The following is a 23,420-nucleotide window of genomic DNA, read 5'->3' on the forward strand; positions in this document are numbered from 1 at the left end:
CGGCACAGCTGGACCTGACCGTGGCCTTGAGTGTCCCCGATCCGAACGACGAGGGAAAGTCTGCTCACGTTCCGGTAAGCCTGCCCGGGTGTGGGCAGCCCGCGTAGAAATGGCCGATCGGCGCTGACCATTCGGCGGGTTTCCCGGTGTCGGGCCCGACCTGTCCCCGGATAAGCCGGCGTCGCCGACGGCTCTCGTGCGGAGCGGTGACGGAATCCTGACACATCTCACTTTCTTCCGCTGGCCCGCCCCGGCGGCGCGGGGCGAACCGGGCTGACCTGGACGGTGGCCGGCCGGTGGGCATCCCGGTGACGGGAATCGAGAGGTGAGCCGACCGGCGCGTCAGGATCCGTCCAATGGCCCCTTCAGTTGCCCAGGGGCGCGCCAGTAGGTTGTCAGGACGCGTCCGAGGGGCATTCACAAAAATCCGGACGCGTCATCCGCGTACGGGAGGACTTTTGTGGTGAGCGGGTCAACCGAGGACTCGGGGCAGGTCCTGCTGGTGGGTTCCAGTGGCGGGCACCTGGCCCAGCTCCTGGCCCTGGAACCGTGGTACCGGGATCGGCGCCGCGCATGGGTAACCTTCGACACCCCGGACGCGCGCTCGCTGCTCGCCGGTGAGGACGTGGTCTGGGCGCACCACCCCACCACACGCAACGTCAAGAACCTGGTACGCAACGCGTTCCTCGCGCTGAAGGTGATCCGCCGGCGTCAGGTCGACGCGGTGGTCACCACCGGCGCCGGGGTCGCCCTGCCGTTCGTGGTGGCGGCCCGGATGCGCAAGATCCCGACGGTCTACATCGAGGTGTACGACCGGATCGACAGCGCGACGCTCACCGCCCGGCTCTGCCGTCCCTTCCTCTCCGCGATGCTCGTGCAGTGGGACGAGCAGCGCCGGATGTACCCGGAGGCGACCGTCGTAGGGAACCTCCTCTGATGGCGCACATTCCGCAGCAACGGGACCGGCGTTCCGCGGCGCCGTACGTGCTGGTCGTGGTCGGCACCGACGTGCACCGCTTCGACCGGCTGGTCGGCTGGCTGGAACGCTGGCACGCGGCGCGGCCCGAGGTCCGGCTGGTCCTCCAGTACGGCCACAGCCGCACCCCGGCCCTGCCCGAGGCCACCCCGTTCCTCGGCCACGAGGAACTCCAGCGGGCGATGGCCGAGGCGACGCTCGTGGTCAGCCACGGCGGCCCGGCCACCATCACCGAGGCGCGCCGCAACGGACACCTGCCGATCGTGGTGCCCCGCGACCCGTCGCACGACGAGCACGTCGACAACCACCAGCAGCTGTTCTCCCGCCGTCTCGGCGCGGCCGGCATGGTGCGGCTGTGCGAGTCCGAGGCCGAGCTGCTCGCCGCGCTCGACGAGGGCCTGGCCGACCCGAACCGGTTCGTGCTGGCCGCCGACCCGAACCGCCCGGACCCGCGCGCCGAGGCGGTCGCCCGGGTCGGCGCGGTGATCGACGAGCTGGTGGCCCGGCGGGTACGACAACGAGCCGTCGGGCGTCGCGCATGAGCGCCCCGGATCCGGCGACGCCGCGGGTCCTCTTCGTCGGCGGCCTCGGCCGCAGCGGCTCCACGCTGCTGGAGCTGCTGCTGGCGCAGAGCGCCGACGTGTGTGCCGTCGGTGAGGTGGTGCACCTGTGGGAGCGGGCGCTCGGCGCCGACGAGCGGTGCGGCTGCGGTGAGCGGTTCACCGCCTGCCCGTTCTGGCGGCAGGTCGGCGACCAGGCGTTCGGCGGCTGGGCCGCTGTCGACCGGGACGACGTGCTGGCGCTCAAGGACCGCGTCGACCGGACCCGGCACATCCCCCGGCTCGCCAAGGAGGCGCTCCCGCCGGAGCAGCTGGCCGACGTCCGCCGCTACGCCGACCTGTACACCCGGATCTACCGGGCCGCGCTGTCGGTGACCGGCGCCCGGGTGGTGGTGGACTCCAGCAAGCACGCCTCGCTCGCCTTCGCCCTGCGCTGGGCCGAAGGGCTGGACCTGCGGGTACTGCACCTGGTCCGGGACAGCCGGGCGGTGGCGTACTCGTGGGGCAAGCAGGTGCGCCGCCCCGAGGTCGTCGACGGCGAGGACTTCATGCCGACCTTCTCGCCGTTCGAGGTGAGCAAGCTGTGGACCGCGCAGAACGCCGCGTTCCACCTGCTCGCCTCCCGGGCGAAGGTGCTGCGGCTGCGCTACGAGGACTTCACCGCCGACCCGGCCGGCACCGTACGCCGGGTGCGGGACTTCGCCGGCCTGCCGGACGACCCGGCGGCGCTGCGCATCCTGTCCGGAGCCGACGAGACCGGCGCGGCGCCCGAGCCGGCCGCGCCGTTCCGTGCGCACAGCGTCGCCGGCAACCCGCTGCGGTTCAGCGGCGGGCCGTTGACGGTGCGCCGGGACGAGGCGTGGCGGGACCGCCTGCCGCGCCGCAGCCGTGCCGTGGTCAGCCTGGCCACGCTTCCCCTGCGGGTCCGCTACGGCTATCTGGGCCAGCGGGGATCCGACGAGTCCGTGGAGAGAGCATGAGTGGGCCGAGCATCTCGGTCGTCGTACCGACGCGGGACCGTCCGGAGCTGCTGCGTGCGGCGCTCGACGCCATCCTCAGCCAGGCCCACCCGGGCCTGATCGAGGCGATCGTGGTCTACGACCAGTCCGAGCCGGACCGGTCGCTGGAGACCGACCGGGGTGACCGCCGGATCCGGGTGATCACGAATACCCGTACCGCAGGGCTGGCCGGCGCGCGCAACACCGGCATCGAGGCCGCCGCCGGCGACTGGGTGGCGTTCTGCGACGACGACGACGAGTGGCTGCCCGGCAAGCTGGCCGCCCAGTTCGGGGCGCTCGACGCGCACCCGGACGGCGCGCTGGTGAGCTGCGGCATCCGGGTCAGCTACGACGACCGTACGGTGGACCGTTCGCTGGACCGGGCCCGGATCTCGCTGGAGGCGCTGCTGCGCGACCGGCTCACCGAGCTGCACCCGTCCACGTTCCTGATCCGCCGGGCCGCGCTGCTCGACGCGATCGGCCTGGTGGACGAGCAGATCCCGGGCAGCTACGCGGAGGACTACGAGTTCCTGCTCCGCGCCGCCCGCTACGCCCCGCTGGTGAACGTGGAGAGCCCGTACGTGCTGGTCCGGTGGCACAAGCGGTCCTACTTCGCGCAGCGCTGGGAGACCATCTCGACCGCGTTGCAGTGGCTGCTGCGCCGCTACCCGGAGTTCGCCACGGTGCCGCACGGCGAGGCGCGGGTGGCCGGTCAGATCGCCTTCGCGCAGGCCGCGATGGGCAACCGGCGCGACGCGGTCCGCTGGGCCCGGCGCACGCTGGCCCGCAACCCGAAGGAGCCGCGCGCCTACCTGGCGCTGGCGGTGGCGAGCCGGGCCGTGCAGGCCGACCGGGTGCTGCGCACGCTGCACAAGCGCGGCCGGGGCATCTGAGCCGTACGCGAAGCGGGCGGGCGACCTCGGTCGCCCGCCCGTTCCCGTTCCGCTGTGATCAGGCCGTGCAGAAGGACTTCCACGCCTGGATGCTTGGCTGGTCGAGCAGCCGGAAGTCGCCCTGGCTGACGGTCTGGTTGTAGTACGCCACGAACTCCGGCCGCTGACCGTTGAGGAAGCTGGTCATCGACCGGATCCAGGCCGCCCGGCCGGTGCCCCCGTCACCGGGCACCAGGTCGCTGCCGGTCTCCGCGACGCCCCACGGCTTGCCCAGCGCCTTCGACTTGCTGATCATGGGGCCGTAGATCTCCTGCGGCGAGGCGTACCGCTTCCACTTCTTGCCCCAGTTGTAGCAGTCCCAGCCGAGCGCCTCGATCACGTCGCCACCCGGGTAGAACGCGTCGAAGCTGCGCCCGGACTTCGAGTCGAGCGTCCAGCACATCAGGATCAGCGTGTTGATCAGCTTCGGGTTGCCCGTCCGGTCGGCCAGGCCGGCGATCCGCTTCCACGCCGTCCGGTACGCCGTCGTGCTGAAGGCGCCGCGCTCGACGTCGTCCTCCGGCTCGTGGAAGTACGACCAGTAGACGTTGTGCTCGCGCGGGATCGAGGAGAACCAGGAGGTCAGGCGGGAGTCGAACTTGCCGGTGTTCACCTCCTGCGGCGACGCCTTGAAGGACACCACGACGGTCCGGTCCACCACGTCGGCCCGGCTGCCGGACCACGCCGGCGGCAGGCCGGGGAAGAAGATCCGGGCCATCCGCAGCTTGCCGAAGGTCTGGTCGGACCGGGCCAGCGCCTGGCCGAACGTCTCCCCGCCCTGCACACCGATCGAGGCGCCGGGCAGCGTCAGTCGCGTACCGCTGAAGGCCGGCCCGGCGTCCGCGGAGGCCGACGGACGCGCCGAGGGCTTGCCGCCGAGACCCTGGTCGGCGCTCGGCGACGCACCCGGGGTGCCGGGCGTGCCGGGGCCCATCGAGGTGGCCGGCCCGACCGAGCCGGGCGTCCCGCCGGCCTGCCGTTCCGCCGCGTCGGGTCGCAGCGTGGCCACCGCGACCCCGCTGCCGGCCACGGCCAGGACCAGTGCCGCCGCGAGGGCGACCCGCCAGCGACGACGGGAGCCGCCGGACGACGGCACGGGGGCCGGGGCGAGTGGCGGCGCGGGCGGCCGGCCCGGCCCGCCGGTGGCCGGTCCGTGCGGAACGTCCACCGGGGGCGGTCCGGTCAGGGTGGCGGTCGCTGTGGTGCCCGCACCCCAGCCCGCCTCGCCCGCCGGGCCGCCCGGCCCGAAGTCGCCCGCCGGTCCCCGGCCGGGCTCGTCGTGCGGCGCCCAGCCGGTGTGACCGTCCGCCGGACCGGCCTGAGTGGCCCAGGCGTCGTCGTGCGGCTCACCCTGCGGCCAGGCGGCGTCGCCGTGGCCCGCGGGCCCGTGCTGCGGCCAGGGGCCGTCCTGCTGCGGCGCCCAGCCGTTCGTCGTGCCGGGAGCGGCGTCCCAGCCGGCCGGGTCGTGCCCGGGCCCGTCGTGGTGACCGGCGTCGGGCCGGTCACGCTCGGGCCAGGGCAGGTCACCGCCCGGCCGGGCCGGTGGTGGCGGTGGCGCGCTCTCGGCCTCCGGCCAGGGCAGCGAAGGGCCGCCCACCTGACGCGGAATGTCCTGACCCGGCCACAGGCCGGTCGGCTGCCCGAAGGCATTGTGCGGCTCTCGGTCGGCCGGCATGACCCTCCCTGGCTGTCGGCGGCCCGTGGTCGGGGCTCAGATCGCCACGCATACCTGCCCGACGATAACCCTCATCCACCTGGCCGTACGTACCGTGACACTCAGCCGAACGCCTCACCCTGGTCACCGGTGACGGTCGAAGCGGGCATCTCGACCCCGGTCCGGGCGATCGCGTCGAGCAACTGGTCGGCCAGTTCGGGCCGGCAGACCAGCAGATCGGGCAGCCGCGGGTCGGCCCGGTTGTAGCGCAGCGGCGAACCGTCGATCCGGGACGCGTGCATGCCCGCACCGAGCGCCACGGCGACCGGGGCGGCACTGTCCCACTCGTACTGACCGCCCGCGTGGACGTACGCGTCGACCTCGCCGGTCACCACCGCGCAGACCTTCACACCGGCCGAGCCCATCGGCACGGCGGTGGCGCCGAGCATCTCGACCAGCTCGCCCACGAACGCCGGCGGGCGGCTGCGGCTCACCGCGATCCGGATCGGCCCGTCGGACGCCTTCGGCTGCGGGCAGGTGGTGCCGAGCACGAGCGGCGTACCGTCCACCGTGGTCCGGGCCGGCATGCCCACCGCGCCGGCGACCAGGGCGCCGTCCGGGGCGGCGGAGCGCTGCCAGAGCGCCACGTGCACCGCCCAGTCGTCCCGCCCCTCCTCGGAGAACTCACGCGTGCCGTCCAGCGGGTCGATGATCCAGACCCGGTCCGCCTCGTGCCGGGGCGCGCGCTCGCCGTCCGCCCACGCGCGGCGCGAGTCGGCCTCCTCCTCGGAGAGCACCGCGTCGGCCGGCCGCAGCCGGGCCAGCGCCGCCGTCATCAGCTCGTGCGACGCCCGGTCGCCGGCGTCCTTGAGCGCCTTCGGGTCGGCGAAGCCCTGCCGGTCCCGCAGCGCGGTGAGCGCCTTGCCGGCCTCGGTCGCCAGCCACTGCGCGAACCGCTGGTCGTCGAGCCGTCCCGCCTCGTCCTCGGTCACGAGCCCCATCCCTTGTTCTCCCGGGTCTGCCGCGACCCGTCATCCTTCGGCGTCCGGTCGGACCGGCGCCAGCGTCCGTCGGATCGTAGACAGTCGCGAGGCGGTCTCGGATCCCCCGGAGGCACCGGTGGTCCGGCCGGCCGCCCGCATGTTGAACTTCGCGTGTATCGCGGTCGGACCCGCCGGGCCAGGCCCTAGGCTCTGCGCATGACCGCCGAGCAGCTGATCTCGTTCGCCCGTGGCGCGCCTTCGCTGGACATCGTCGATGTCGAGGGGCTCAAGGCCGCCGCCGTCCGCGCCTTCGACGCCGACCCCGCCGGGGTCACCGCGTACGGCACCTCCGTCGGCTACCCGCCCTTGCGGAAGTGGATCGCCGAGAAGCACGGTGTCGAGGCCGACCAGGTGCTGATCACCAACGGTTCGCTGCAGGCCGACGCGTTCCTCTTCGACCACCTGGTCCGCCGGGGCGACGCGGTGGTGGTCGAGCGTCCGACGTACGACCGCACGCTGCTCAACCTCAAGCAGATGGGCGGCGAGGTGCACGGCGTGACGATCCAGCCGGACGGCCTGGACACCGCCGAGCTGCGCAAGCTGCTGGAGTCCGGGGTGCGGCCGCGGCTGGCGCACGTGATCCCCAACTACCAGAACCCGGCCGGCGTGACCCTCTCCCTGGAGAAGCGCCGTGAGCTGCTGGACCTTGCCGCCGAGTACGACTTCACGATCTTCGAGGACGACCCGTACGCGGACATCCGGTTCCGGGGCGAGCCGCTGCCCTCGATGCTGTCGATGGACACCCGGGGCGTGGTGGTGCACGCCTCCAGCTTCACCAAGACGGTCTGCCCGGGCGTACGGGTCGGCTACCTGGTCGGCCCGGCCGAGCTGATCGCGGCGATCGCCAAGCGGGCCACCAACCTCTACATCTCGCCCGGCATGGTGGCCCAGGCGATCGTGCACCAGTTCTGCGTCTCCGGCGCGATCGAGGAGTCGATCCGGACGGTCCGTTCGGCGCTCGGTGAGCGGTCGGCGGTGCTGGCCGAGTCGCTGCGCCGGCACATCCCGGAGGCCCGGTTCGTGGAGCCGGACGGCGGCTACTTCCTCTGGGTGGAGCTGCCCGAGGACGTCGAGGTCGACCGCCTCGCCCCGGCTGCCGCCGAGCGCGGCGTGGCGGTGGTGAAGGGCAGCGACTTCATGGTCGACGGCGGCCGGCACGCGCTGCGCCTGGCGTACTCGGCGGTCACAGCGGACCGGATCGACGAGGGTGTGCGGCGTCTCGCCGAGGCCATGGCCGCCGTTCGCGGCTGATTTTCTGTCGGGTTTCTGACAAAAAGGCCCCGCTGGCCGGTTCGGCACTCCCGCCGGACCGGCCGGCACCCCCACAATGCTGCGAGTGCCGCTCACCTTCTGCCGGTGACCAGCCCGCACGCCGGACGACCGGCCGGGCCGGCGGCACGCCCAGCATCACTCCCGCCCCCAAGGGGTGCCGGGTGGGCCGTGTCGCCCCTCACCCCCCTGACGCGGCCCGGCCCGCCCGGCGCCGCCGCGTGACGCCCGTCGCAACCGCCCGTCCCCCGCACCCGCGCCCGCGCTGCGCTTCCCGCCGGTCGGCGTAACCTGCAAGCCGCAGCTGTAGGGGAAGGGGGCGAGAGATGACGGACCGGGTGGCACGCGACCGAACCGCCGGCACCGACGGCAGCCGGGCACTGCGCCCCCGCGCCTGGTCGGCCCCGGTCCGCGCGATGTCCCGCATCCTCAACGCCGACGGCTCCCCGCGTACGGCCCAGCCGGCCGGCCCGGAGCGCAGCGGCATCGTCGACTGCGGGCTGTACGTCGACGGCGAGCGCCGCCCCGGCCACCCCCGGTACGCCGAGGCCCTGGCCGCCGCCCGGCAGGAGCGGGACGGCTTCGTCTGGCTCGGTCTGCACGAGCCGGACCTGGCCGAGATGACCGAGATCGCCGCCACCTTCGGCCTGCACGAGCTGGCCGTGGAGGACGCGGTCAAGGCCCAGCAGCGCCCGAAGCTGGAACACTTCGGCGAGATCGTCTTCCTGGTGCTGCGTACCGCCCGCTACTGCGAGCACGCCGAGCTGACCGAGAACTCCGAGGTGGTGGAGACCGGTCAGGTGATGCTCTTCATCGGGCCGCACTTCGTGATCAGCGTGCGGCACGGCGACGCCTGCCGGCTGGCGCCGGTGCGCGCCGACCTGGAGGCGAAGCGGGACCTGCTGCGGCACGGCCCGTGGGCGGTCGCGTACGCGATCACCGACCGCGTGGTGGACCTCTACCTGGAGGTGGCCGACCGGCTGGAAGACGACCTCGACGTGCTGGAGGCGGACGTCTTCGACCGGCAGAGCAGCGGGCGGATCCAGCGGATCTACCAGATGAAGCGGGAGCTGGTCGAGTTCAAGCGGGCGGTGGCGCCGTTGCAGCGCCCGCTGATGACGCTCACCTCGCAGGTCAACCGCGCGGTGCCGCAGGAGGTGCGGCGCTACTTCCGCGACGTGCAGGACCACCTCAGCCGCACGGTCGAGCAGGTGAACTCCTACGACGACCTGCTCAACTCGATCCTCCAGGCCCGGCTGGCCCAGGTCACCGTCGACCAGAACAACGACATGCGCAAGATCGCCGCTTGGGCCGCGATCGGTGCGGTGTGGACGGCGATCGCCGGCATCTACGGCATGAACTTCGACAACATGCCCGAGCTGAAATGGACGTACGGCTATCCGGGCGTCTGGGCGCTGATGCTCGCGGCGTCCTTCACGCTGTACCGCCTGTTCCGCCGCAACGGCTGGCTGTAACCGCGGCACCGCGGCCGGCCGCCGCGGGCCGCGCCACCCCGTACACGCGGAAGCGCCGGCCACGCGGGGTGTCCCGCGTGCCGGCGCTGATCCGACGGTACGAGGTCAGCGGCGACCGCCGGCCTTCGCGGCGTTCTTGCCGGCCTGCACGGCCTTGGTGATGTCGTCGGCCGGGCGGCCGGAGGCGTCCCGGGCGCCCTCGGCGACGGAGGGGACCTGGTCGTTCGGGTGGATCACCGGCTGGCTGCCGGAGGTGGCGGTCGACGCGCTGCTGCCCTTGGCCACCGCCGAAGAACCGGCGCCGGTCGGGCCGGCCTGCGTCACCTTCGCGCTCGCGTCCGGGGTCTCCACCACGATCGTGTCCACGTCCTCCCGCATCGGCTCCAGCTTGTCGTGACCGTTCGTGCCGAGCGTGCCCGTCGCGCCGAGCGTGCCGGTCGGGTCGTACTCGGCCCACTCCTGCTGCTCGCGGCGACGGCGCATGGCCATCGCACCGGCCAGGCCGGCGACGGTGCCGGCCACCAGCAGGCCCGCGGTCATGCCCCGCGACCTGCGCTGCTTCTTCTTTCCGGCCTTCATGTTCTTCGCCTTCTTCGTCATCGCGGACTGCTTCGCGGCCATCACCTTGCGGCCACTCGACGCCTTGCCGGCGGCCTCGACCCGGGCGTTGCGCACGGCCAGCAGCACCGGCGCGAGCGCCGCGGCGGTCGACGCGAACCCGCTGGACGCGCGGTCCCGGACCAGGACCGCGGTGGGCGCGACGGCGACCCGGGCTGCCTGGACCCGCGGGCCGACAGTGGCGCCGGCCCCCTTCGCCGCGTGCGTGGCGGCCTGCCTCAGGTGACCGATGCCCTGGTTCAGCTCGACCCTCGCGAGCTGGCCCTGGGTCTTTCGCCGCCCGATTCCAAACACGGTCCCACCTCCTGGGAGTTGTTCCTTCGTCATCCTCCACCTTCGAATGCCTCCGCATGGCCAGATCGGGCACATGGGAGGATCCGCAAGGAACTGAACTACGAGTGAGGAGTACCCGTGGCCGAGGCTGTCTACGCCACCTTGCACACCAACGCCGGCCCGATCCGGCTGGAGCTCTTCCCGAACCACGCACCGAAGACCGTCCGCAACTTCGTGGAGCTGGCCGAGGGCACCCGGGAGTACATCGACCCGCGTACCGGTCAGCCGGGCAGCGGGCCGTACTACGACGGCACCGTCTCGCACCGCGTGATCAGCGGTTTCATGATTCAGATGGGCGACCCGACCGGCACCGGCCGCGGTGGCCCGGGCTACAAGTTCGCCGACGAGTTCCACCCCGAGCTGCGCTTCGACCGGCCGTACCTGCTGGCGATGGCGAACGCCGGGCCGGGCACCAACGGCTCGCAGTTCTTCATCACGGTGTCGCCCACGCCACACCTGAACAACCGGCACACCATCTTCGGCCAGGTGGCCGACGAGCAGTCCGCGAAGGTGGTCGACTCGATCGCCAACACCCCGACCGGCCCGAGCGACCGGCCGATCCAGGACGTGGTGATCGAGCGCGTCGAGATCGAGCACAAGCAGTCCTGAGCGGCACGCGGGTACCTTTGCTCGCATGACTGAGCGCTCCGGCCAGCCAGGCGACGCCACCGGGGGTCCGGTGCCGACCACTCCGGTCTGCTACCGGCACCCCGGCCGGGAGACTTACATCCGGTGCACCCGGTGCGACCGGCCGATCTGCACCGAGTGCATGCGGGACGCCTCCGTCGGCCACCAGTGCCCGGAGTGCGTCGCCGAGGGCCGCCGCAGCGTGCGGCCGGCGCGTACCGCCTTCGGTGGCGGTGCCGCCGGCCGCCAGGGCAACGTCACGAAGGCGCTGATCGCGCTGAACGTGGTGATGATGCTGCTGTCCATCCTCTCGGCCCGCAGCGGTACCGCCGTGGCCGGCGGTGGCCTGGGCGGCCTGATGGGCAACGGGACGCCGCTCACCGAGTGGGGGGCGGTGCTGGGCCTGGCGCGCTTCCCCGACGGGCACGTCGGCGGGGTGGCCGACGGCGAGTGGTACCGGCTGGTCACCGCCATGTTCCTGCACTACGGCGTGCTGCACCTGCTGCTGAACATGTGGGCGCTCTGGGTGCTCGGCCGGACGCTGGAGGCGGTGCTCGGGCCGCTGCGCTTCCTGGCGCTCTACCTGCTCGCCGGGCTCGGCGGCAACGTCGCCGCGTACGTCTTCACCGAGCCGAACCGGTTCACGGCCGGCGCCTCGACCGCCGTGTTCGGCCTGTTCGCCGCCGTCTTCGTGATCATGCGGCGGCTGGGCCGGGACACCTCGGCGATTGTGCCGATCCTGGTGATCAACCTGATCTTCACGTTCACCGTGCCGAGCATCTCGGTGGCCGGGCACCTCGGCGGTCTGGTGGCCGGCGCGCTGGTGGCGCTGGTCCTGGCGTACGCCCCACGGTCGCGGCGCACCCTGTTCCAGGTCGCGGGCTGCGCGATCGTGCTGGTCGCGCTGATCGGCCTGACGCTCGTCCGGTCCGCCGCGCTGCTCGGCTGAGCCTCAGCGCGCGGGGCGGGCCTCGTCCAGTGCCGCGGCCACCTCGTCCAGCGGGGCGTCCAGGTCGCGGCGGCCGAACAGGTGCAGCGACTCCCCGGCGTCGATCTCCAGCGTCTCGGCGGTGATCCCGCGCCGGCTGCGCCGGTCCAGGCGGATCGCCTCCACGGCGTCCCACGGCAGCCGGCGCCGCCCGGCGAACCCCCGCAGCACGGTGAGCCCGTCCGGGTCGACGGCGAGGCGGACCGGCGCGACCACGTCGCGCAGCGCCCAGGCGAGCAGACCGGCGGCGGCCAGTCCGGCGAGCGCCGGACGGACCGGGTCACCGCCGGCGAACACCAGCCCCAGGGCGACGAGCGCGAGCGCGCCCACCGCCTTGAGCACCGGCACCTCGCGCGGCACCCGCCACTGCCGGACCGGCGGCGACTGTGGATCCATCCGCCCAGCATGCCAGCCGCACCTGCCGGACGCCGGGGGAGGACGACCGGTCGGATCAGCACGTAGGATCGGGGCAAGCGAGGTTACCGGGGAGTAGACATGAGTGACGCGGTCATCGTCGGCGCGGTACGGACCCCGGTCGGGCGGCGCAAGGGCAGCCTCGCCGGAGTGCACCCGGTCGACCTCTCGGCGCACGTGCTGCGCGCGCTCGCCGAGCGCACCGGCATCGACCCGGGCCAGGTCGACGACGTCGTGTGGGGCTGTGTGTCGCAGGTCGGCGAGCAGTCCTGGAACGTGGCCCGCAACGCCGTGCTCGCCGCCGGCTGGCCGGAGTCGGTACCGGGCACCACGCTCGACCGCCAGTGCGGCTCCAGCCAGCAGGCGCTGCACTTCGCCGCCGCGACGGTCCTCTCCGGCCAGGCCGACCTGGTCGTGGCCGGTGGCGTCGAGTCGATGACCCGGGTGCCGATGGGTTCCAGCGTCGCCGGCGGCATGCCGTTCAGCGCGGCGATCCTGGAGCGCTACCGCGGCGTCGAGGGCGTCGCGGAGGACTCCCCGCTGCCGTTCAACCAGGGCGTCGGGGCCGAGCTGATCGCGCAGCGGTGGCGCTTCTCGCGTACCCAGCTCGACGAGTTCGCGCTGGCTAGCCACGAGAAGGCGGCCGCCGCGCAGGACGCGGGCGCGTTCGAGGCCGAGCTGGCGCCGGTGGCGCTCGCCGACGGCGGCAAGTTCTCCGCCGACGAGGGCATCCGCCGCGACACCTCGCTGGCCAAGCTCGGCGAGCTGGCCACCCCGTTCCGCGCGGACGGCGTGGTCACCGCCGGGTCCGCGTCGCAGATCTCCGACGGCGCCGCCGCGCTCGCGGTCACCACCGCCGAGTGGGCCAGCCGGCACGGCCTGCGCCCGCTGGCCCGGGTGCACACCGCGGTGGTCGCCGCCGACGACCCGGTCACCATGCTCACCGCGCCGATCCCGGCCACCGCGAAGGCGCTGCGCCGCGCGGGGCTGGGCATCGAGGAGATCGGGGTGTACGAGGTGAACGAGGCGTTCGCCCCGGTGCCGCTGGCGTGGCTGGCCGAGACCGAGGCGGACCCGGAGCGGCTCAACCCGCGGGGCGGGGCGATCGCGCTCGGTCACCCGCTCGGCGGCTCCGGCGCGCGGATCATGACCACGATGCTCCAGCACATGCGGGACAACGGCATCCGCTACGGCCTCCAGACCATGTGCGAGGGCGGCGGCATGGCCAACGCCACGATCGTCGAGCTGCTCTGATCCGACCGGCCGCCGGTGTCGCACCGCTGGTGCGACTTGCACGTGTGGAAGTTCCAGAAATCGGGCGTGACCCATATCACCCCTGGTCATCGGCTCGTTGGACCGGGCATGGACGTGTTCTCGCGAACGTTCCTTCCGGCCGCCGCCGAGACCGGCCTGGCGACCCAGACCGTCACCCGGCACATGCCGGTGTTCCGCCGATGCGTCGGCTCCGGCGACGCGACCATCCTGGTCACCCGGTGCAGCCGCCCGGACGACCCGGTGGGCGGCGACTACCTGATGCTCCTCACCCACCGGCGGCTGGTGGTCACCCGGCAGACCCGGGTGCTGCACCGGCTGCGCCTGCACCTCAACACCGAACTGCGCGAGCTGAGCAACGTGACGTGGAGCCCCGACGCCCGCGCGCACAGCGTGGAGCTGGCGGCCACCGCGATCGACGGGGTACGCGAGCGTTTCGTCCTGCGTACCCACCACCCGAAGCAGGTGTGGCAGCTCGACGCGTTGCTCAACCACGCCTTCCGGACCCGCCTGCGTACGCCCGCCGAGCGGGTGGTGGCGACCATCGGCGAGTCGCCGGCGGGCGCCCGGCCGACGGTGCTGCGGCCCGCCCCGGCCCGCTGACGTGCTCCTTACCTGATCCGAACATTCCCTGACCGGCCGGGCGGTCGCGGGTCGGTCATCATGAGCCGGTGACCACCGCCGCCCCGCCCGGGCTCGTCCTCGTGGTGGAGGACGAGCCGGCCATCGCCGACCTGGTCCGGCTCTACCTGACCCGGGACGGGTTCGGCGTACACCTGGAACGTGACGGCGAGGCCGGGCTGGCCGCCGCGCGGCGCCTGCGCCCGGTGGCCTGCGTGCTCGACATCGCGTTGCCCGGCCTGGCCGGCACCGAGATCTGCCGCCGCCTGCGCGCGGCGGGTGACTGGACGCCTGTCATCTTCCTCACCGCCCGCGACGACGAGGTGGACCGCGTCGTCGGGCTGGAACTGGGCGCTGACGACTACGTCACCAAGCCGTTCAGCCCGCGCGAACTGCTCGCCCGGCTGCGGGCGGTGCTGCGCCGCACCGCCGGCGTGCCCGCCGAGCAGCCCCGCACGCTCGGCGCCGTCACACTCGACCCGGCCCGGCGGACCGTGACGGCCGGCGGTACGCCGGTGCAGCTCACCTCCACCGAGTTCGACCTGCTGGCCCACCTGATGGCGCGGCCCGGCCGGGTGTTCACACGGGAGGAGCTGCTGGCGGGCGTGTGGGGGTACGCGGCGCACGCCGGCACCCGGACCGTCGACGTGCACGTGGCGCAGGTGCGGGCCAAACTCGGCCCGGACAGCGTGATCCGCACCCATCGGGGCGTCGGGTACGCCGCCGATGCCTGAGCAGCCCACAGTGCCGATGCCGCCCACGGTGGCGATGCCGCCCACCGGTCCGCCCCGCAGCGGCCGCCGCCCCGGGCGGACGCTCACCGCGCGCGCCGTGCTCGCCACCTGCGCGGTGGCGCTGGTGTCGGTGCTCGTCACCGCGCTCGTCGCGGTGCCCCTCGCGGTACGCGGCGCGGAACGCCGGGACCAGGAGGCGCTCGCCGCCCAGGCCCGGCTCGCCGCCGACGTGCTCCGGGTGCGGCCGGTACGCCAGCGCGACGGCGCCGGGGACCGGCTCATCCGGCAACTGCGCCAGCAGCAGATCGACGTGTACGTGATCCGGGACGGCCGGGCCGACCGGCCGGGCCTGCCCCGGCCGCTGGTGACGCGGGTGGCCGGCGGCGAGAACATCTCCGGCCGCCGGCTCGTCGAGGGGCAACGCCGGCTGGTCGAGGCGCGGTCGCTGCCCGGCGGGGACGGGGTGGTGCTGACCCGGGCCCGGAGCTCCGCGCCCTGGCGGCAGGTGTTGCGCGGACTCTGGCTGCCGCTGCTCGCCGGACTCGCCGCCGGGGCGGCCGCCGGACTGCTGCTCGCCCGCCGGCTGGCCCGGCCGATCCGTACCGCCGCCACCGCCGCCGCCCGGCTGCGCGCCGGGGACCGGGCGGTCCGGGTGCCGGTCGAGCCGCCCGACGAGGTGGCCGACCTGGCGCATGCGCTCAACGGCCTGGCCGCCGCGCTCGCCACGAGCGAGGGGCGGCAGCGCGAGTTCCTGCTCTCCGTCTCGCACGAGTTGCGGACCCCGCTGACCGCCATCCGCGGCTACGCCGAGGCGCTGGCCGACGGCGTGATCGAGGCCGACGCCGTGCCGGCGACCGGCCGGACCGTGCTCGCCGAGGCCGAACACCTGGACCGGCTGGTCCGCGACCTGCTGGCGCTGGCCCGGTTGGAGGCTGTCGACTTCCCCCTGGAACCGGTGCCGGTCGACCTGGCCGGGCTCGCCGCCGACGCGGAGCGCGCATGGTCCGGCCGGTGCGCGGCGCTCGGGGTGCCGTTCCGGCTGGAGACGCCGGGTGTGCCGGTGCCGGCGTACACCGATCCGGGCCGGATCCGGCAGGTGGTGGACGGGCTGCTGGAGAACGCGCTGCGGGTCGTGCCTCCGGGGGCGCCGGTCGTGCTCGCGGTCCGCGCGGACGGTCCGGCGGGCGGCGGGGTGCTGGAGGTCCGCGACGGCGGACCCGGCTTCACGGACGACGACCTGAGGGTGGCGTTCGAGCGGGGCGCGCTGCACGAGCGGTACCGGGGGGTGCGCAAGGTGGGCAGCGGGCTGGGCCTGGCGCTCGCCGCCGGGCTGGTCCGCCGGCTCGGCGGGGACATCGCCGCCGGGCACGCCCCGGAGGGCGGGGCCGCCTTCACCGTCCGGGTGCCGGCGGATCCTTACGCGGCTCGAACATCGGCTTGACCGTCCCCTCGCGTCGGTGCGGAACGCTCGGGTCGTCACCGCGAGGAGAGGACCACAGATGAGACGTCAGCGAATCGTCACCGGCGCCACCGCACTGCTCGCCGCCGCGGCGCTCGGGCTCGCCGGGTGCGGCGTGAGCCGCCCCGGCGCGGCGCCGGACGACGCGGTCGAGGTGAGCGCCGCCCTGGGCGTGGACGGCCAGGCGCTCGCCGCGCTCGGCGTCGACGCCGACGAACTGGACGTGGATCCGGTCGCCGCCCCGGCACCCTCCGGCACGCCGCAGGCCGGGCCGGACGGCAAGGGCGAGCGGGCGAAGGACGGGCACAAGCGGCACCGCGCCCGGGTGCTGCTGCGGCGCAACACGCTGCACGGCGAGGCGGTGGTCCGGACCAGGGACGGCGGTACGAAGACCGTCGCGGTCCAGCGCGGCGAGGTGACCGCGATCGACGGCAGGTCGATGACCGTGAAGTCCACCGACGGCTTCACCGCGACGTGGACGTTCGGCGAGAAACTGCGGGTGGTCGAGCGGCGGACCACGATCCGATCGACCGACATCAAGATCGGTACGACGGTCGGGGTGGCCGGCGCGAAGGACGGCGACAAGAGCGTGGCCCGGCTCGTGGTGGTGCCACTTCGCCAGGAATAGGGTGCCTGGGCTGTCGTGACCTGAGCAATGTGCCAGGCTACGCTATGCCCCGACCTGCCATCGCCTCCGTGGAGATTCCGTGAAGCTCTCGATCCTCATGCCGGTCTACAACGAGGAAGAACGTATCGCGGATGCCCTGAAGCAGGCATTGGCAGTCGACTACCCCTGCGAGATCGAGCTCGTCGTCGTGGACGACGGCAGCCGGGACGGCACCGGTGAGATCCTCGGCCGCGTGGACGACGCCCGACTGCGGGTGATCACCCACCAGCGCAACGCCGGTAAGGGCGCGGCCATCAAGACGGCTGTCGACAGCGCCGAGGGCGAGTACATGGTCATCCTCGACGCCGACCTGGAGTACGACCCGCAGGACATCCCGCGCCTGCTGGAGCCGGTGCTCGACGGCCGGGCGACTGTCGTCTACGGCAATCGGACCTTCGGGAGCCACAGCTCGTACAGCTTCTGGTACGTGATGGGCAACAAGGGCGTCACGCTCGCCGCGAACGTGCTCTACAACTCCTACATCGGCGACCTGGAGACCTGCTTCAAGCTGATGCCGCTGGAGCTGTACCGCTCGCTCCAGGTCCGCTCCCGGGGCTTCGGCATGGAGGCGGAGGTCACCGGCAAGCTGCTGCGCCGCCGCATCCGCCCGTACGAGGTGCCGATCAGCTACCGCGCCCGGGGTCGCGAGGAGGGCAAGAAGATCACCTGGAAGGACGGCGTCGAGGCGATCTGGATCCTGGCCCGCGAGCGCGCCCGCCGCCGCCCGGCCGGTCCCGCCGCCGCGCACTGAGCCTGAATCGACGGAACCCCGCGACCCCGGCACGAACCGAGGTCGCGGGGTTCCGCCGTGTCCGGCCCGCTCAGGTGAGGAACGCGTCGACCGAGCGGCGCAGCCCGGCGGCGTCCAGGCCGTGCCAGCGCTCGTGGTCCTCGGCGCTGCCGTAGCGGCGCAGGTCCTTGCGGCCCACCCCGAGCGCGAGCAGCCGGTGCGGCCGGTCGGCCAGCGCCTCCGACACCACCCGCGCCGACGTGCCCGCCAGGTACGGCTCGACCAGGATCACCTCGGTCCCGGCGAGCGCCCGCAGCCCGGCCGTGTCGAACGGTCGCGGCCGGTGGGTGTAGGCCACAGTGACCGGCCGGTCGGCCGTCGCCGCCACCGCCGCGTCCAGCACCGGACCGACCGCGACGAGCAGCGGAGCGCCCGGCCCGGCGTCGCGCACCACGTGCAGGTCACCCGCCTGCGGGTACGCCTGCGCGTTGGTCCGGACGGACAACCGCAGGTACGCCGAGTCCTGCCCGCACACCACGTCGCGCAGCAGCGGCCGGACCTCGTCCGGGTGCCCCGGTACGTGCACTGTCCAGCCGTCCAGCGTGTCCAGCAGTGCCACGTCCGCCGGCCCGAGGTGGGTGCGTCCCGCCGCCGCCCGGTCGTACGAGCCGCCGATGCCGACGAGCACCGCGCCGACGTCCTGGTGGTCGAGGTCCAGCTTGATCTGCTCGTACGCCCGCTCGACCAGGAACGGGGCGTAGCTGTGCACGACCGGCCGCTGCCCGGTCAGCGCCAGCCCACCGGCCACCCCGATCATCAACTGTTCCCGGATGCCCACGTTGATCACCCGGTCCGGGTACCGGGCGGCGGCCGGCTCGAACGCGGCGGCGGAGATGTCGGCGAGCACGACTGTCGTCCGCGGATCGGCGAGCACCTCCTCGGTGCTGGTGACGAACGCGTCCCGCATGGTGCTGGTCATGCTCACTCCCCGTCCGTGACGACCGCGACGACGACGTGCGGCCGGTGATCGTCGTGCCCGGTGAGGGCGGCGTGCAGGGCGTCGTGGTCGCGCCCGTCGACTGTGGCGGCGCTCCACCCGTTCACCGTGAACCGGCTCGCCGCGCCGCCCGGCCAGCCGTATGTGGCCGAGCGGTTGTCCAGCACGATCGCTGTCAGGTTGCCCAGCCCGGTCGCGCCCGCGTACGCGATCGCCTCGTGGTTGGAGCCCTCGTCCAGTTCGGCGTCGCCGAGCAGCACGTACACCCGGGGTCCGGTGCGGCCCTGGGCCCGCAGCCCGAGCGCGGTGCCCACGCCCAGCCCGAGCCCGTGGCCCAGTGAACCGGAACCGATCTCCACCCCCGGCACCAGCGTCCGGTCCGGGTGGTCGCCGAGCCGGCTCGCCGGGCCGCCCTGGTCGTCCAGCCACTCGGCCGGCAGGAAACCGCGGGCGGCGAGCAGCGCGTAGTACCCGGCGACCGCGTGGCCCTTGGAGAGCAGGAAGCGGTCCCGGTCCGGTTCGGCAACGGTGGCCGGGGTGACCCGGAGCACCCGGTCGTAGAGCACCTGGAGCACGTCGAGCGTCGAGTACACGTTGGCGCCGAACTCGCGGCCGGCGCGTACCCGGTCCAGGAGCGCGCCCAGGTCGGTGGCGGTGGTCGTCGTCATACCGATAGCCTCGGACTTGAAGCGAACTTCAACTCAAGGCCGTGTGATGCACGAAGCAACACTGACCATCGGGCAGCTCGCCGACCGCAGTGGTGTCGCCCCTTCGGCGCTGCGCTACTACGAGCGGCTCGGCCTGATCCACGCCGCCCGCACCGGCGGGAACCAGCGCCGCTACGCCCGTACCGAGCTGCGCCGGGTCGCGTTCATCCGGATCTCCCAGCAGGTGGGTGTGTCGCTGGAGGAGATCCGGGCGGCGCTCGACTCGCTGCCGTCGGGGCGTACCCCCACGCCCGACGACTGGGCCGCGCTGTCCCGCGCCTGGCGGGACCGGCTGGACGAGCGGATCCGGCTGCTCGGCAAGCTCCGCGACGACCTGGACGGCTGCATCGGCTGCGGCTGCCTGTCCTTGCAGCGCTGCACGCTCTACAACCCGGAGGACTCGCTCGCCGCCGAGGGCCCCGGCCCGCGCCTCATGCTCCCGCGTCCCGGCCAGGGCTGACCCCTACCGGACCAGAAGCACCTTGCCCAGGTGGTCGTTGGTCTCCACCAGGCGGTGCGCGGCGGCGGCGTCAGCCATGTCCACCCGGGCGTGCACGACGGGCCGGATCCGGCCCGCCTCCACCAGGGGCCACACCTGCTCGCGTACGCCCCGGACGATCGCCGCCTTCCCCTCCACCGGGCGGGACCGCAGCGCGGTCGCGTGCACCGCCGCGCGCTTCGCCAGCAGCATCCCCAGGTCGAGTTCGCCCTTGCGCCCGCCCTGCATGCCGATCACCACGAGCCGCCCGCCGCTCGCCAGCGCCGCCACGTTCCGGGGCAGGTAGGACGCGCCCATGATGTCCAGGATCACGTCGGCGCCCCGGCCGTCGGTGACCCGGCGTACCTCGTCGACGAAGTCCTGCTCGCGGTAGTCGATCGTGTGCGCGGCGCCCAGCTCACGCAGCCGGTCGTGCTTGGCCGAGCGCGCGGTCACCACCACAGTCGCGCCGAGCGCCACGCCGAGCTGGATCGCGAACGTCCCGATCCCGCTGCCGCCGCCGTGCACCAGCAGCGTGTCCCCCTCGGCCAGCCGGGCCAGGTCCACCACGTTCGACCAGACCGTGCACGCCACCTCCGGCAGCGCAGACGCGTCGACCAGGTCCACCCCGGCCGGCACCGGCAGCAACTGCCCGGCCGGCACCGCGACCTGCTCGGCGTAGCCGCCGCCGGCGAGCAGCGCGCAGACCTCCTGGCCCACCGACCAGCCGGTCACGCCGGGACCGAGCGCACGCACCGTCCCCGAACACTCCAGACCGGGGTATGCGGACGCGCCCGGCGGCGGCGGGTAGTGCCCCTGCCGCTGCAACAGGTCGGCCCGGTTCACAGCGCTGGCCCGCACCTCCACGATCACCTCGCCGGGACCGGGCTCCGGATCCGGCACGTGGGTCCAGACGAGCGCCTCGGGTCCGCCGGGTTCGCTGATCGTGATCGCGCGCATGACTCAGTCTTACCCGATCTGCCCGTCGGTCCACGCGCGGGCGAGGATCTCCGTCACCGTCTCCTCCGGGGTCTGGCCGGAGGTGTCCAGCCAGAGCCCGATCCGGGGGGTGTCGGCGCGGAACCCGGCGTCCAGGTCCGCCACCGGCCAGTCGCCGTACCCCTTCTTCGACCGGTCCCGCTCGCGGGCGGCGACCACCTCGGGGCGCGGCGCGAGCACCACCACGGCCACCGGCCGGTGCCGGATCCGGCCGATCATGACCGGCAGGTCCGCTGACGATCATGCGGCGGAACACGCCGCCGCGCAGGTGCACCGCACGGGGCAGCCGCCACGCCAGCCCTTCAGCCACTGTGGACCTGCCGGCTGCCATGATTCCGCTGATCAGCACCACTGCCGGGCTCTCCTGCACGCACACATTCGCGCAAGGGAGGTGGGACGGCGGCTTGCCCGGTTCGGGGTTCGTGGCAGACTGGTCCCCGGTCGCGCACCCCTCGGGGGCGTGCCGGGAGGGTTCGCCTAGTGGCCGATGGCGCTGGTCTTGAAAACCGGTAAGGCAGCGATGTCTTCGTGGGTTCGAATCCCACACCCTCCGCCAGTAGCTGATCTCCCTTCACGCAGCTCAGCCCATCCTCCAAGGCGGGCGTTGTCCGCTGGCGGGGCATCGTGGGGGAAGAAGCCGTAACAGGAGATGCTCCTTCTCCTGGGGCGCCGAGCACCAGACCGTCGATCTGCACCGCGAACGGCACGGCAGGGCGGCCGAGGAGTAACGGCGGGGCGGCGGAACAGCGGGAGCGTCGGGCCGGTCGTAGGCTGCGGGGTGCGGCGACGGCGGGAGGCCCTGGTGGCGGAGACGACGACTGTGGCTGAGGTGACGGCCGAGCTGGCCGCGCTCGATGATCCGAAGATCCGTGCGGTGAACGAGCGCCACGGTGACGATCACGGGGTCAACCTGGGCAAGCTGCGGGCGGTCGCAAAGCGGCTGAAGACGCAGCAGGAGCTGGCCCGCGAGCTGTGGGCGACCGGCGACAGCGCGGCCCGGCTGCTCGCGATGCTGATCTGCCGGCCGAAGGCGTACGGGCGGGACGAGCTGGACGCCATGCTGCGCGAGGCGCGTACGCCGAAGGTGCACGACTGGCTCGTGAACTATGTGGTGAAGAAGAGCCCGCACGCCGAGCCACTGCGCCTGGCCTGGTCGGCCGACAGGGATCCGGTGGTGGCGAGCGCCGGCTGGGCGCTGACCACCGAGCGGGTGGCACGGAATCCGGACGGGCTGGACCTGGCCGGCCTGCTCGACGTGATCGAGGCGGAGATGGCGGGCGCGCCGGAGCGCCTCCAGTGGGCGATGAACCACTGCCTGGCGCAGATCGGGATCGAGCACCCTGCGTACCGGGACCGCGCGATCGGGATCGGCGAGCGGCTCGGGGTGCTCAAGGACTATCCGACGCCGCCGGGATGCACGTCGCCGTACGCGCCGGTCTGGATCAACGAGATGGTGCGCCGACAGGACGGTGGCGCGGACAACGGGGTATGAAGGGGCGCAGGACATTCGCGTACCCGGAAGGACCGTTTCGATGACCCTGGAACGACCGATCGCCCCGGACCCGTACGAGCTGCTGCCGACGGTGCCGTCGTTCGACCTGACCAGCGACGACGTGCACAACGGCGAGCCGATGGACGCGCGGTACGCGCACGGCAGCACCGGCGGCGAGAACATCTCACCGCAGTTGTCCTGGTCGGGCTTCCCGGCCGAGACCAAGAGCTTCGTGGTCACGTGCTTCGACCCGGACGCCCCGACCGGCAGCGGCTTCTGGCACTGGGTGCTGGTGAACGTGCCGGTCTCCGTCACCGAGCTGCCCACCGGCGTGCGTGAGGCCGACCTGGGTGGCGCGTTCAGCGCCCGCAACGACTACGGCGACACCGGCTACGGCGGTGCGGCGCCGCCGGCCGGGGACCGCCCGCACCGGTACGTGTTCGCGGTGCACGCGGTGGACGTGGACCGCCTCGACATCCCGGCCGGGGCCAGCCCGGCCTTCGTCGGCTTCAATCTGGCGTTCCACACCCTGGCCCGGGCGGTCATCCGCCCGACGTACCAGATCAAGGAGTGAGGTGTAAGGAAGGGCCCCTTGTTAACAGACGTCTGTTAACAAGGGGCCCTTCCTTACACGCGGGCGACGGCGAAGACGGACTGGCCGAACGGCGGCCGGACGCGCTGCTCGGCGGCCTTGGTGACTGGCAGCACGAGGGTGTCGTAGACCTTCACCATCGGGCCCTCCTTCGGCATCAGCCGGAAGACCTTGGTGGCCATGAAGTAGCCGATCAGGCCGAGCGCGTTGGCGTAGTGGATCCGCTCGACGGTGAGGCCCGCCTCGGTCATCGCCGCGGCGAGCGTCTTCTTCGTGTAGCGACGGACGTGGCCGGTGGCGATGTCGGCGGGGCTCATGGCGAACTGGAACGCCGGCACGATGATGACCACGGCGCCGCCGGGGCGGACCAGGTCCCGCATGCTGCGCAGCGCGCCCACGTGGTCGTCGATGTGCTCCAGCACGTTGTAGGAGACGGCCGCGCTGTAGTCGCCGCGCTCGTGGTGCGGGAGCAGCATCTGCCGGACCTCGACGCCCGGGTGGTCGGACAGCCGCTCCTTGAGCTGGATCAGCCGGTCCGGGTCGGCCTCGGTGGCGGTGATCCGGGGTGCGTACGCGGCCCAGGCGGAGGCGTAGTCGCCGAGGCCGCTGCCGATCTCGATCGGGTTGTCACCGAGGTAGGGCACCGCCAGCTCGACGAACCACTGCCGGTGGTTGACAGCCGTCGCCAGGCCTTCGAGCACCTCGGACTGGACGCGCTGATCCCCAGTGATTTCTGCCATGCGTCGATTCCTCACGATATGACTGACCCGCGCCTGGACCGTCAG

Annotated in this window: 26 protein-coding genes and 1 tRNA gene; 18 read left to right on the plus strand and 9 right to left on the minus strand. The window is 73.2% G+C overall.

The window, feature by feature from the left end:
- Nucleotides 1-460 precede the first annotated feature (460 nt).
- The 4 genes from FHX31_RS30885 to FHX31_RS30900 are packed head-to-tail and all read left to right on the plus strand — an operon-like array spanning nucleotide 461 to nucleotide 3,427.
- Nucleotides 461-937, plus strand: a complete 477-nt coding sequence (locus tag FHX31_RS30885; protein ID WP_013289269.1) for a glycosyltransferase family 28 protein — start codon at nucleotides 461-463, stop codon at nucleotides 935-937.
- The gene (locus tag FHX31_RS30890) at nucleotides 937-1,518 is read left to right on the plus strand and encodes a glycosyltransferase (RefSeq protein ID WP_091330557.1); all 582 of its coding nucleotides are present in this window, start codon (nucleotides 937-939) and stop codon (nucleotides 1,516-1,518) included. The genes FHX31_RS30885 and FHX31_RS30890 overlap by 1 nt, the downstream gene beginning before the upstream one ends.
- Complete coding sequence (locus FHX31_RS30895; RefSeq protein WP_013477470.1) at nucleotides 1,515-2,516, plus strand: sulfotransferase family protein; 1,002 nt, start codon at nucleotides 1,515-1,517, stop codon at nucleotides 2,514-2,516. The genes FHX31_RS30890 and FHX31_RS30895 overlap by 4 nt, the downstream gene beginning before the upstream one ends.
- Nucleotides 2,513-3,427, plus strand: a complete 915-nt coding sequence (locus FHX31_RS30900; RefSeq protein WP_104115626.1) for a glycosyltransferase family 2 protein — start codon at nucleotides 2,513-2,515, stop codon at nucleotides 3,425-3,427. The genes FHX31_RS30895 and FHX31_RS30900 overlap by 4 nt, the downstream gene beginning before the upstream one ends.
- Nucleotides 3,428-3,485: 58 nt before the next feature.
- Here FHX31_RS30900 and FHX31_RS30905 read toward each other — a convergent pair whose 3' ends face one another.
- Together FHX31_RS30905 and FHX31_RS30910 are read right to left on the minus strand one after the other, a co-directional pair.
- The gene (locus FHX31_RS30905; RefSeq protein WP_030272647.1) at nucleotides 3,486-5,141 is read right to left on the minus strand and encodes a hypothetical protein; all 1,656 of its coding nucleotides are present in this window, start codon (nucleotides 5,139-5,141) and stop codon (nucleotides 3,486-3,488) included.
- Between the two features lie 101 nt (nucleotides 5,142-5,242).
- On the minus strand, nucleotides 5,243-6,121 hold the full coding sequence (locus FHX31_RS30910) for a 3'(2'),5'-bisphosphate nucleotidase CysQ (protein WP_047890494.1): 879 nt from the start codon (nucleotides 6,119-6,121) through the stop codon (nucleotides 5,243-5,245).
- A gap of 198 nt (nucleotides 6,122-6,319) precedes the next feature.
- On the opposite strand from FHX31_RS30910, the gene FHX31_RS30915 reads away from it, so the two are divergent.
- Nucleotides 6,320-7,414: an aminotransferase-like domain-containing protein gene (locus FHX31_RS30915; protein WP_013289263.1), complete on the plus strand. Its 1,095-nt coding sequence runs from the start codon at nucleotides 6,320-6,322 to the stop codon at nucleotides 7,412-7,414.
- Between the two features lie 344 nt (nucleotides 7,415-7,758).
- Nucleotides 7,759-8,907, plus strand: coding sequence for a magnesium/cobalt transporter CorA (gene corA, locus FHX31_RS30920; RefSeq protein ID WP_013289262.1), 1,149 nt, complete (start codon nucleotides 7,759-7,761; stop codon nucleotides 8,905-8,907).
- A 105-nt stretch (nucleotides 8,908-9,012) separates the two neighbouring features.
- Here the strand turns inward: corA and FHX31_RS30925 are convergent, their stop codons facing one another.
- A complete protein-coding gene (locus FHX31_RS30925; protein ID WP_184977633.1) occupies nucleotides 9,013-9,852 on the minus strand; it encodes a hypothetical protein in 840 nt (279 codons plus the stop codon).
- Nucleotides 9,853-9,936: 84 nt separating this feature from the next.
- Between FHX31_RS30925 and FHX31_RS30930 the strand changes: the two genes are divergently transcribed.
- Nucleotides 9,937-10,467: a peptidylprolyl isomerase gene (locus tag FHX31_RS30930; RefSeq protein ID WP_013289260.1), complete on the plus strand. Its 531-nt coding sequence runs from the start codon at nucleotides 9,937-9,939 to the stop codon at nucleotides 10,465-10,467.
- 25 nt (nucleotides 10,468-10,492) lie between these two features.
- Nucleotides 10,493-11,434, plus strand: a complete 942-nt coding sequence (locus FHX31_RS30935; protein ID WP_047890493.1) for a rhomboid family intramembrane serine protease — start codon at nucleotides 10,493-10,495, stop codon at nucleotides 11,432-11,434.
- A gap of 3 nt (nucleotides 11,435-11,437) precedes the next feature.
- Here the strand turns inward: FHX31_RS30935 and FHX31_RS30940 are convergent, their stop codons facing one another.
- Nucleotides 11,438-11,869, minus strand: coding sequence for a PH domain-containing protein (locus FHX31_RS30940; protein ID WP_030272641.1), 432 nt, complete (start codon nucleotides 11,867-11,869; stop codon nucleotides 11,438-11,440).
- A 99-nt stretch (nucleotides 11,870-11,968) separates the two neighbouring features.
- Here FHX31_RS30940 and FHX31_RS30945 point away from each other — a divergent pair, with 99 nt between their 5' ends.
- The 6 genes from FHX31_RS30945 to FHX31_RS30970 all read left to right on the plus strand — a co-directional run bounded on the left by FHX31_RS30945 (nucleotide 11,969) and on the right by FHX31_RS30970 (nucleotide 17,391).
- Nucleotides 11,969-13,141, plus strand: coding sequence for a thiolase family protein (locus tag FHX31_RS30945; RefSeq protein ID WP_013289257.1), 1,173 nt, complete (start codon nucleotides 11,969-11,971; stop codon nucleotides 13,139-13,141).
- 108 nt (nucleotides 13,142-13,249) lie between these two features.
- Complete coding sequence (locus tag FHX31_RS30950; protein WP_013289256.1) at nucleotides 13,250-13,762, plus strand: hypothetical protein; 513 nt, start codon at nucleotides 13,250-13,252, stop codon at nucleotides 13,760-13,762.
- 68 nt (nucleotides 13,763-13,830) lie between these two features.
- On the plus strand, nucleotides 13,831-14,514 hold the full coding sequence (locus FHX31_RS30955) for a response regulator transcription factor (protein ID WP_013289255.1): 684 nt from the start codon (nucleotides 13,831-13,833) through the stop codon (nucleotides 14,512-14,514).
- The gene (locus FHX31_RS30960; RefSeq protein ID WP_184977634.1) at nucleotides 14,507-15,955 is read left to right on the plus strand and encodes a sensor histidine kinase; all 1,449 of its coding nucleotides are present in this window, start codon (nucleotides 14,507-14,509) and stop codon (nucleotides 15,953-15,955) included. The genes FHX31_RS30955 and FHX31_RS30960 overlap by 8 nt, the downstream gene beginning before the upstream one ends.
- A 58-nt stretch (nucleotides 15,956-16,013) precedes the next feature.
- The gene (locus tag FHX31_RS30965) at nucleotides 16,014-16,601 is read left to right on the plus strand and encodes a hypothetical protein (protein ID WP_013289253.1); all 588 of its coding nucleotides are present in this window, start codon (nucleotides 16,014-16,016) and stop codon (nucleotides 16,599-16,601) included.
- A gap of 79 nt (nucleotides 16,602-16,680) precedes the next feature.
- The gene (locus FHX31_RS30970) at nucleotides 16,681-17,391 is read left to right on the plus strand and encodes a glycosyltransferase family 2 protein (protein WP_013477461.1); all 711 of its coding nucleotides are present in this window, start codon (nucleotides 16,681-16,683) and stop codon (nucleotides 17,389-17,391) included.
- 70 nt (nucleotides 17,392-17,461) lie between these two features.
- Here the strand turns inward: FHX31_RS30970 and FHX31_RS30975 are convergent, their stop codons facing one another.
- Both FHX31_RS30975 and FHX31_RS30980 read right to left on the minus strand, forming a co-directional pair.
- Entirely contained in the window at nucleotides 17,462-18,337 is an 876-nt protein-coding gene (locus tag FHX31_RS30975; protein WP_170215099.1) for a transketolase family protein, read from the minus strand.
- Nucleotides 18,338-18,351: 14 nt separating this feature from the next.
- Nucleotides 18,352-19,035 (minus strand): transketolase, encoded by a 684-nt coding sequence (locus FHX31_RS30980; protein ID WP_123110184.1) that lies wholly within the window; start codon nucleotides 19,033-19,035, stop codon nucleotides 18,352-18,354.
- Nucleotides 19,036-19,081: 46 nt separating this feature from the next.
- Here FHX31_RS30980 and soxR point away from each other — a divergent pair, with 46 nt between their 5' ends.
- Nucleotides 19,082-19,534, plus strand: a complete 453-nt coding sequence (gene soxR / locus FHX31_RS30985; RefSeq protein ID WP_013289249.1) for a redox-sensitive transcriptional activator SoxR — start codon at nucleotides 19,082-19,084, stop codon at nucleotides 19,532-19,534.
- 3 nt (nucleotides 19,535-19,537) lie between these two features.
- On the opposite strand, the gene FHX31_RS30990 is transcribed toward soxR, so the two are convergent.
- Together FHX31_RS30990 and FHX31_RS30995 are read right to left on the minus strand one after the other, a co-directional pair.
- On the minus strand, nucleotides 19,538-20,512 hold the full coding sequence (locus tag FHX31_RS30990; protein ID WP_123110183.1) for an NAD(P)H-quinone oxidoreductase: 975 nt from the start codon (nucleotides 20,510-20,512) through the stop codon (nucleotides 19,538-19,540).
- A gap of 9 nt (nucleotides 20,513-20,521) precedes the next feature.
- On the minus strand, nucleotides 20,522-20,770 hold the full coding sequence (locus FHX31_RS30995) for a hypothetical protein (RefSeq protein WP_240638241.1): 249 nt from the start codon (nucleotides 20,768-20,770) through the stop codon (nucleotides 20,522-20,524).
- A 247-nt stretch (nucleotides 20,771-21,017) separates the two neighbouring features.
- Here FHX31_RS30995 and FHX31_RS31000 point away from each other — a divergent pair.
- The 3 genes from FHX31_RS31000 (at nucleotide 21,018) to FHX31_RS31010 (ending at nucleotide 22,617) form a co-directional block, all read left to right on the plus strand.
- A tRNA-Ser gene (locus FHX31_RS31000) sits at nucleotides 21,018-21,107 on the plus strand.
- 246 nt (nucleotides 21,108-21,353) lie between these two features.
- On the plus strand, nucleotides 21,354-22,043 hold the full coding sequence (locus FHX31_RS31005) for a DNA alkylation repair protein (protein WP_184977635.1): 690 nt from the start codon (nucleotides 21,354-21,356) through the stop codon (nucleotides 22,041-22,043).
- Nucleotides 22,044-22,083: 40 nt separating this feature from the next.
- Nucleotides 22,084-22,617, plus strand: a complete 534-nt coding sequence (locus FHX31_RS31010; protein WP_184977636.1) for a YbhB/YbcL family Raf kinase inhibitor-like protein — start codon at nucleotides 22,084-22,086, stop codon at nucleotides 22,615-22,617.
- Between the two features lie 53 nt (nucleotides 22,618-22,670).
- Here the strand turns inward: FHX31_RS31010 and FHX31_RS31015 are convergent, their stop codons facing one another.
- Complete coding sequence (locus FHX31_RS31015) at nucleotides 22,671-23,375, minus strand: class I SAM-dependent methyltransferase (RefSeq protein WP_013289245.1); 705 nt, start codon at nucleotides 23,373-23,375, stop codon at nucleotides 22,671-22,673.
- Nucleotides 23,376-23,420 lie beyond the last annotated feature (45 nt).

The organism is Micromonospora sp. CNZ286 (genome assembly GCF_014207755.1).

Bases quoted from the DNA above. Each gene is read 5' to 3' on its own strand.
- FHX31_RS30940 (WP_030272641.1), bottom strand. From the start codon at position 11,869: ATGGATCCACAGTCGCCGCCGGTCCGGCAGTGGCGGGTGCCGCGCGAG.
- FHX31_RS30895 (WP_013477470.1), top strand. From the start codon at position 1,515: ATGAGCGCCCCGGATCCGGCGACGCCGCGGGTCCTCTTCGTCGGCGGC.
- FHX31_RS30945 (WP_013289257.1), top strand. From the start codon at position 11,969: ATGAGTGACGCGGTCATCGTCGGCGCGGTACGGACCCCGGTCGGGCGG.
- FHX31_RS30995 (WP_240638241.1), bottom strand. From the start codon at position 20,770: ATGATCGGCCGGATCCGGCACCGGCCGGTGGCCGTGGTGGTGCTCGCG.
- FHX31_RS30910 (WP_047890494.1), bottom strand. From the start codon at position 6,121: ATGGGGCTCGTGACCGAGGACGAGGCGGGACGGCTCGACGACCAGCGG.
- FHX31_RS30890 (WP_091330557.1), top strand. From the start codon at position 937: ATGGCGCACATTCCGCAGCAACGGGACCGGCGTTCCGCGGCGCCGTAC.
- FHX31_RS30965 (WP_013289253.1), top strand. From the start codon at position 16,014: ATGAGACGTCAGCGAATCGTCACCGGCGCCACCGCACTGCTCGCCGCC.
- FHX31_RS30990 (WP_123110183.1), bottom strand. From the start codon at position 20,512: ATGCGCGCGATCACGATCAGCGAACCCGGCGGACCCGAGGCGCTCGTC.
- FHX31_RS30925 (WP_184977633.1), bottom strand. From the start codon at position 9,852: ATGACGAAGGAACAACTCCCAGGAGGTGGGACCGTGTTTGGAATCGGG.
- FHX31_RS30950 (WP_013289256.1), top strand. From the start codon at position 13,250: ATGGACGTGTTCTCGCGAACGTTCCTTCCGGCCGCCGCCGAGACCGGC.
- FHX31_RS30935 (WP_047890493.1), top strand. From the start codon at position 10,493: ATGACTGAGCGCTCCGGCCAGCCAGGCGACGCCACCGGGGGTCCGGTG.
- corA (WP_013289262.1), top strand. From the start codon at position 7,759: ATGACGGACCGGGTGGCACGCGACCGAACCGCCGGCACCGACGGCAGC.
- FHX31_RS30960 (WP_184977634.1), top strand. From the start codon at position 14,507: ATGCCTGAGCAGCCCACAGTGCCGATGCCGCCCACGGTGGCGATGCCG.
- FHX31_RS30905 (WP_030272647.1), bottom strand. From the start codon at position 5,141: ATGCCGGCCGACCGAGAGCCGCACAATGCCTTCGGGCAGCCGACCGGC.
- soxR (WP_013289249.1), top strand. From the start codon at position 19,082: ATGCACGAAGCAACACTGACCATCGGGCAGCTCGCCGACCGCAGTGGT.
- FHX31_RS30900 (WP_104115626.1), top strand. From the start codon at position 2,513: ATGAGTGGGCCGAGCATCTCGGTCGTCGTACCGACGCGGGACCGTCCG.
- FHX31_RS31010 (WP_184977636.1), top strand. From the start codon at position 22,084: ATGACCCTGGAACGACCGATCGCCCCGGACCCGTACGAGCTGCTGCCG.
- FHX31_RS30980 (WP_123110184.1), bottom strand. From the start codon at position 19,035: ATGACGACGACCACCGCCACCGACCTGGGCGCGCTCCTGGACCGGGTA.
- FHX31_RS30915 (WP_013289263.1), top strand. From the start codon at position 6,320: ATGACCGCCGAGCAGCTGATCTCGTTCGCCCGTGGCGCGCCTTCGCTG.
- FHX31_RS31015 (WP_013289245.1), bottom strand. From the start codon at position 23,375: ATGGCAGAAATCACTGGGGATCAGCGCGTCCAGTCCGAGGTGCTCGAA.
- FHX31_RS30975 (WP_170215099.1), bottom strand. From the start codon at position 18,337: ATGCGGGACGCGTTCGTCACCAGCACCGAGGAGGTGCTCGCCGATCCG.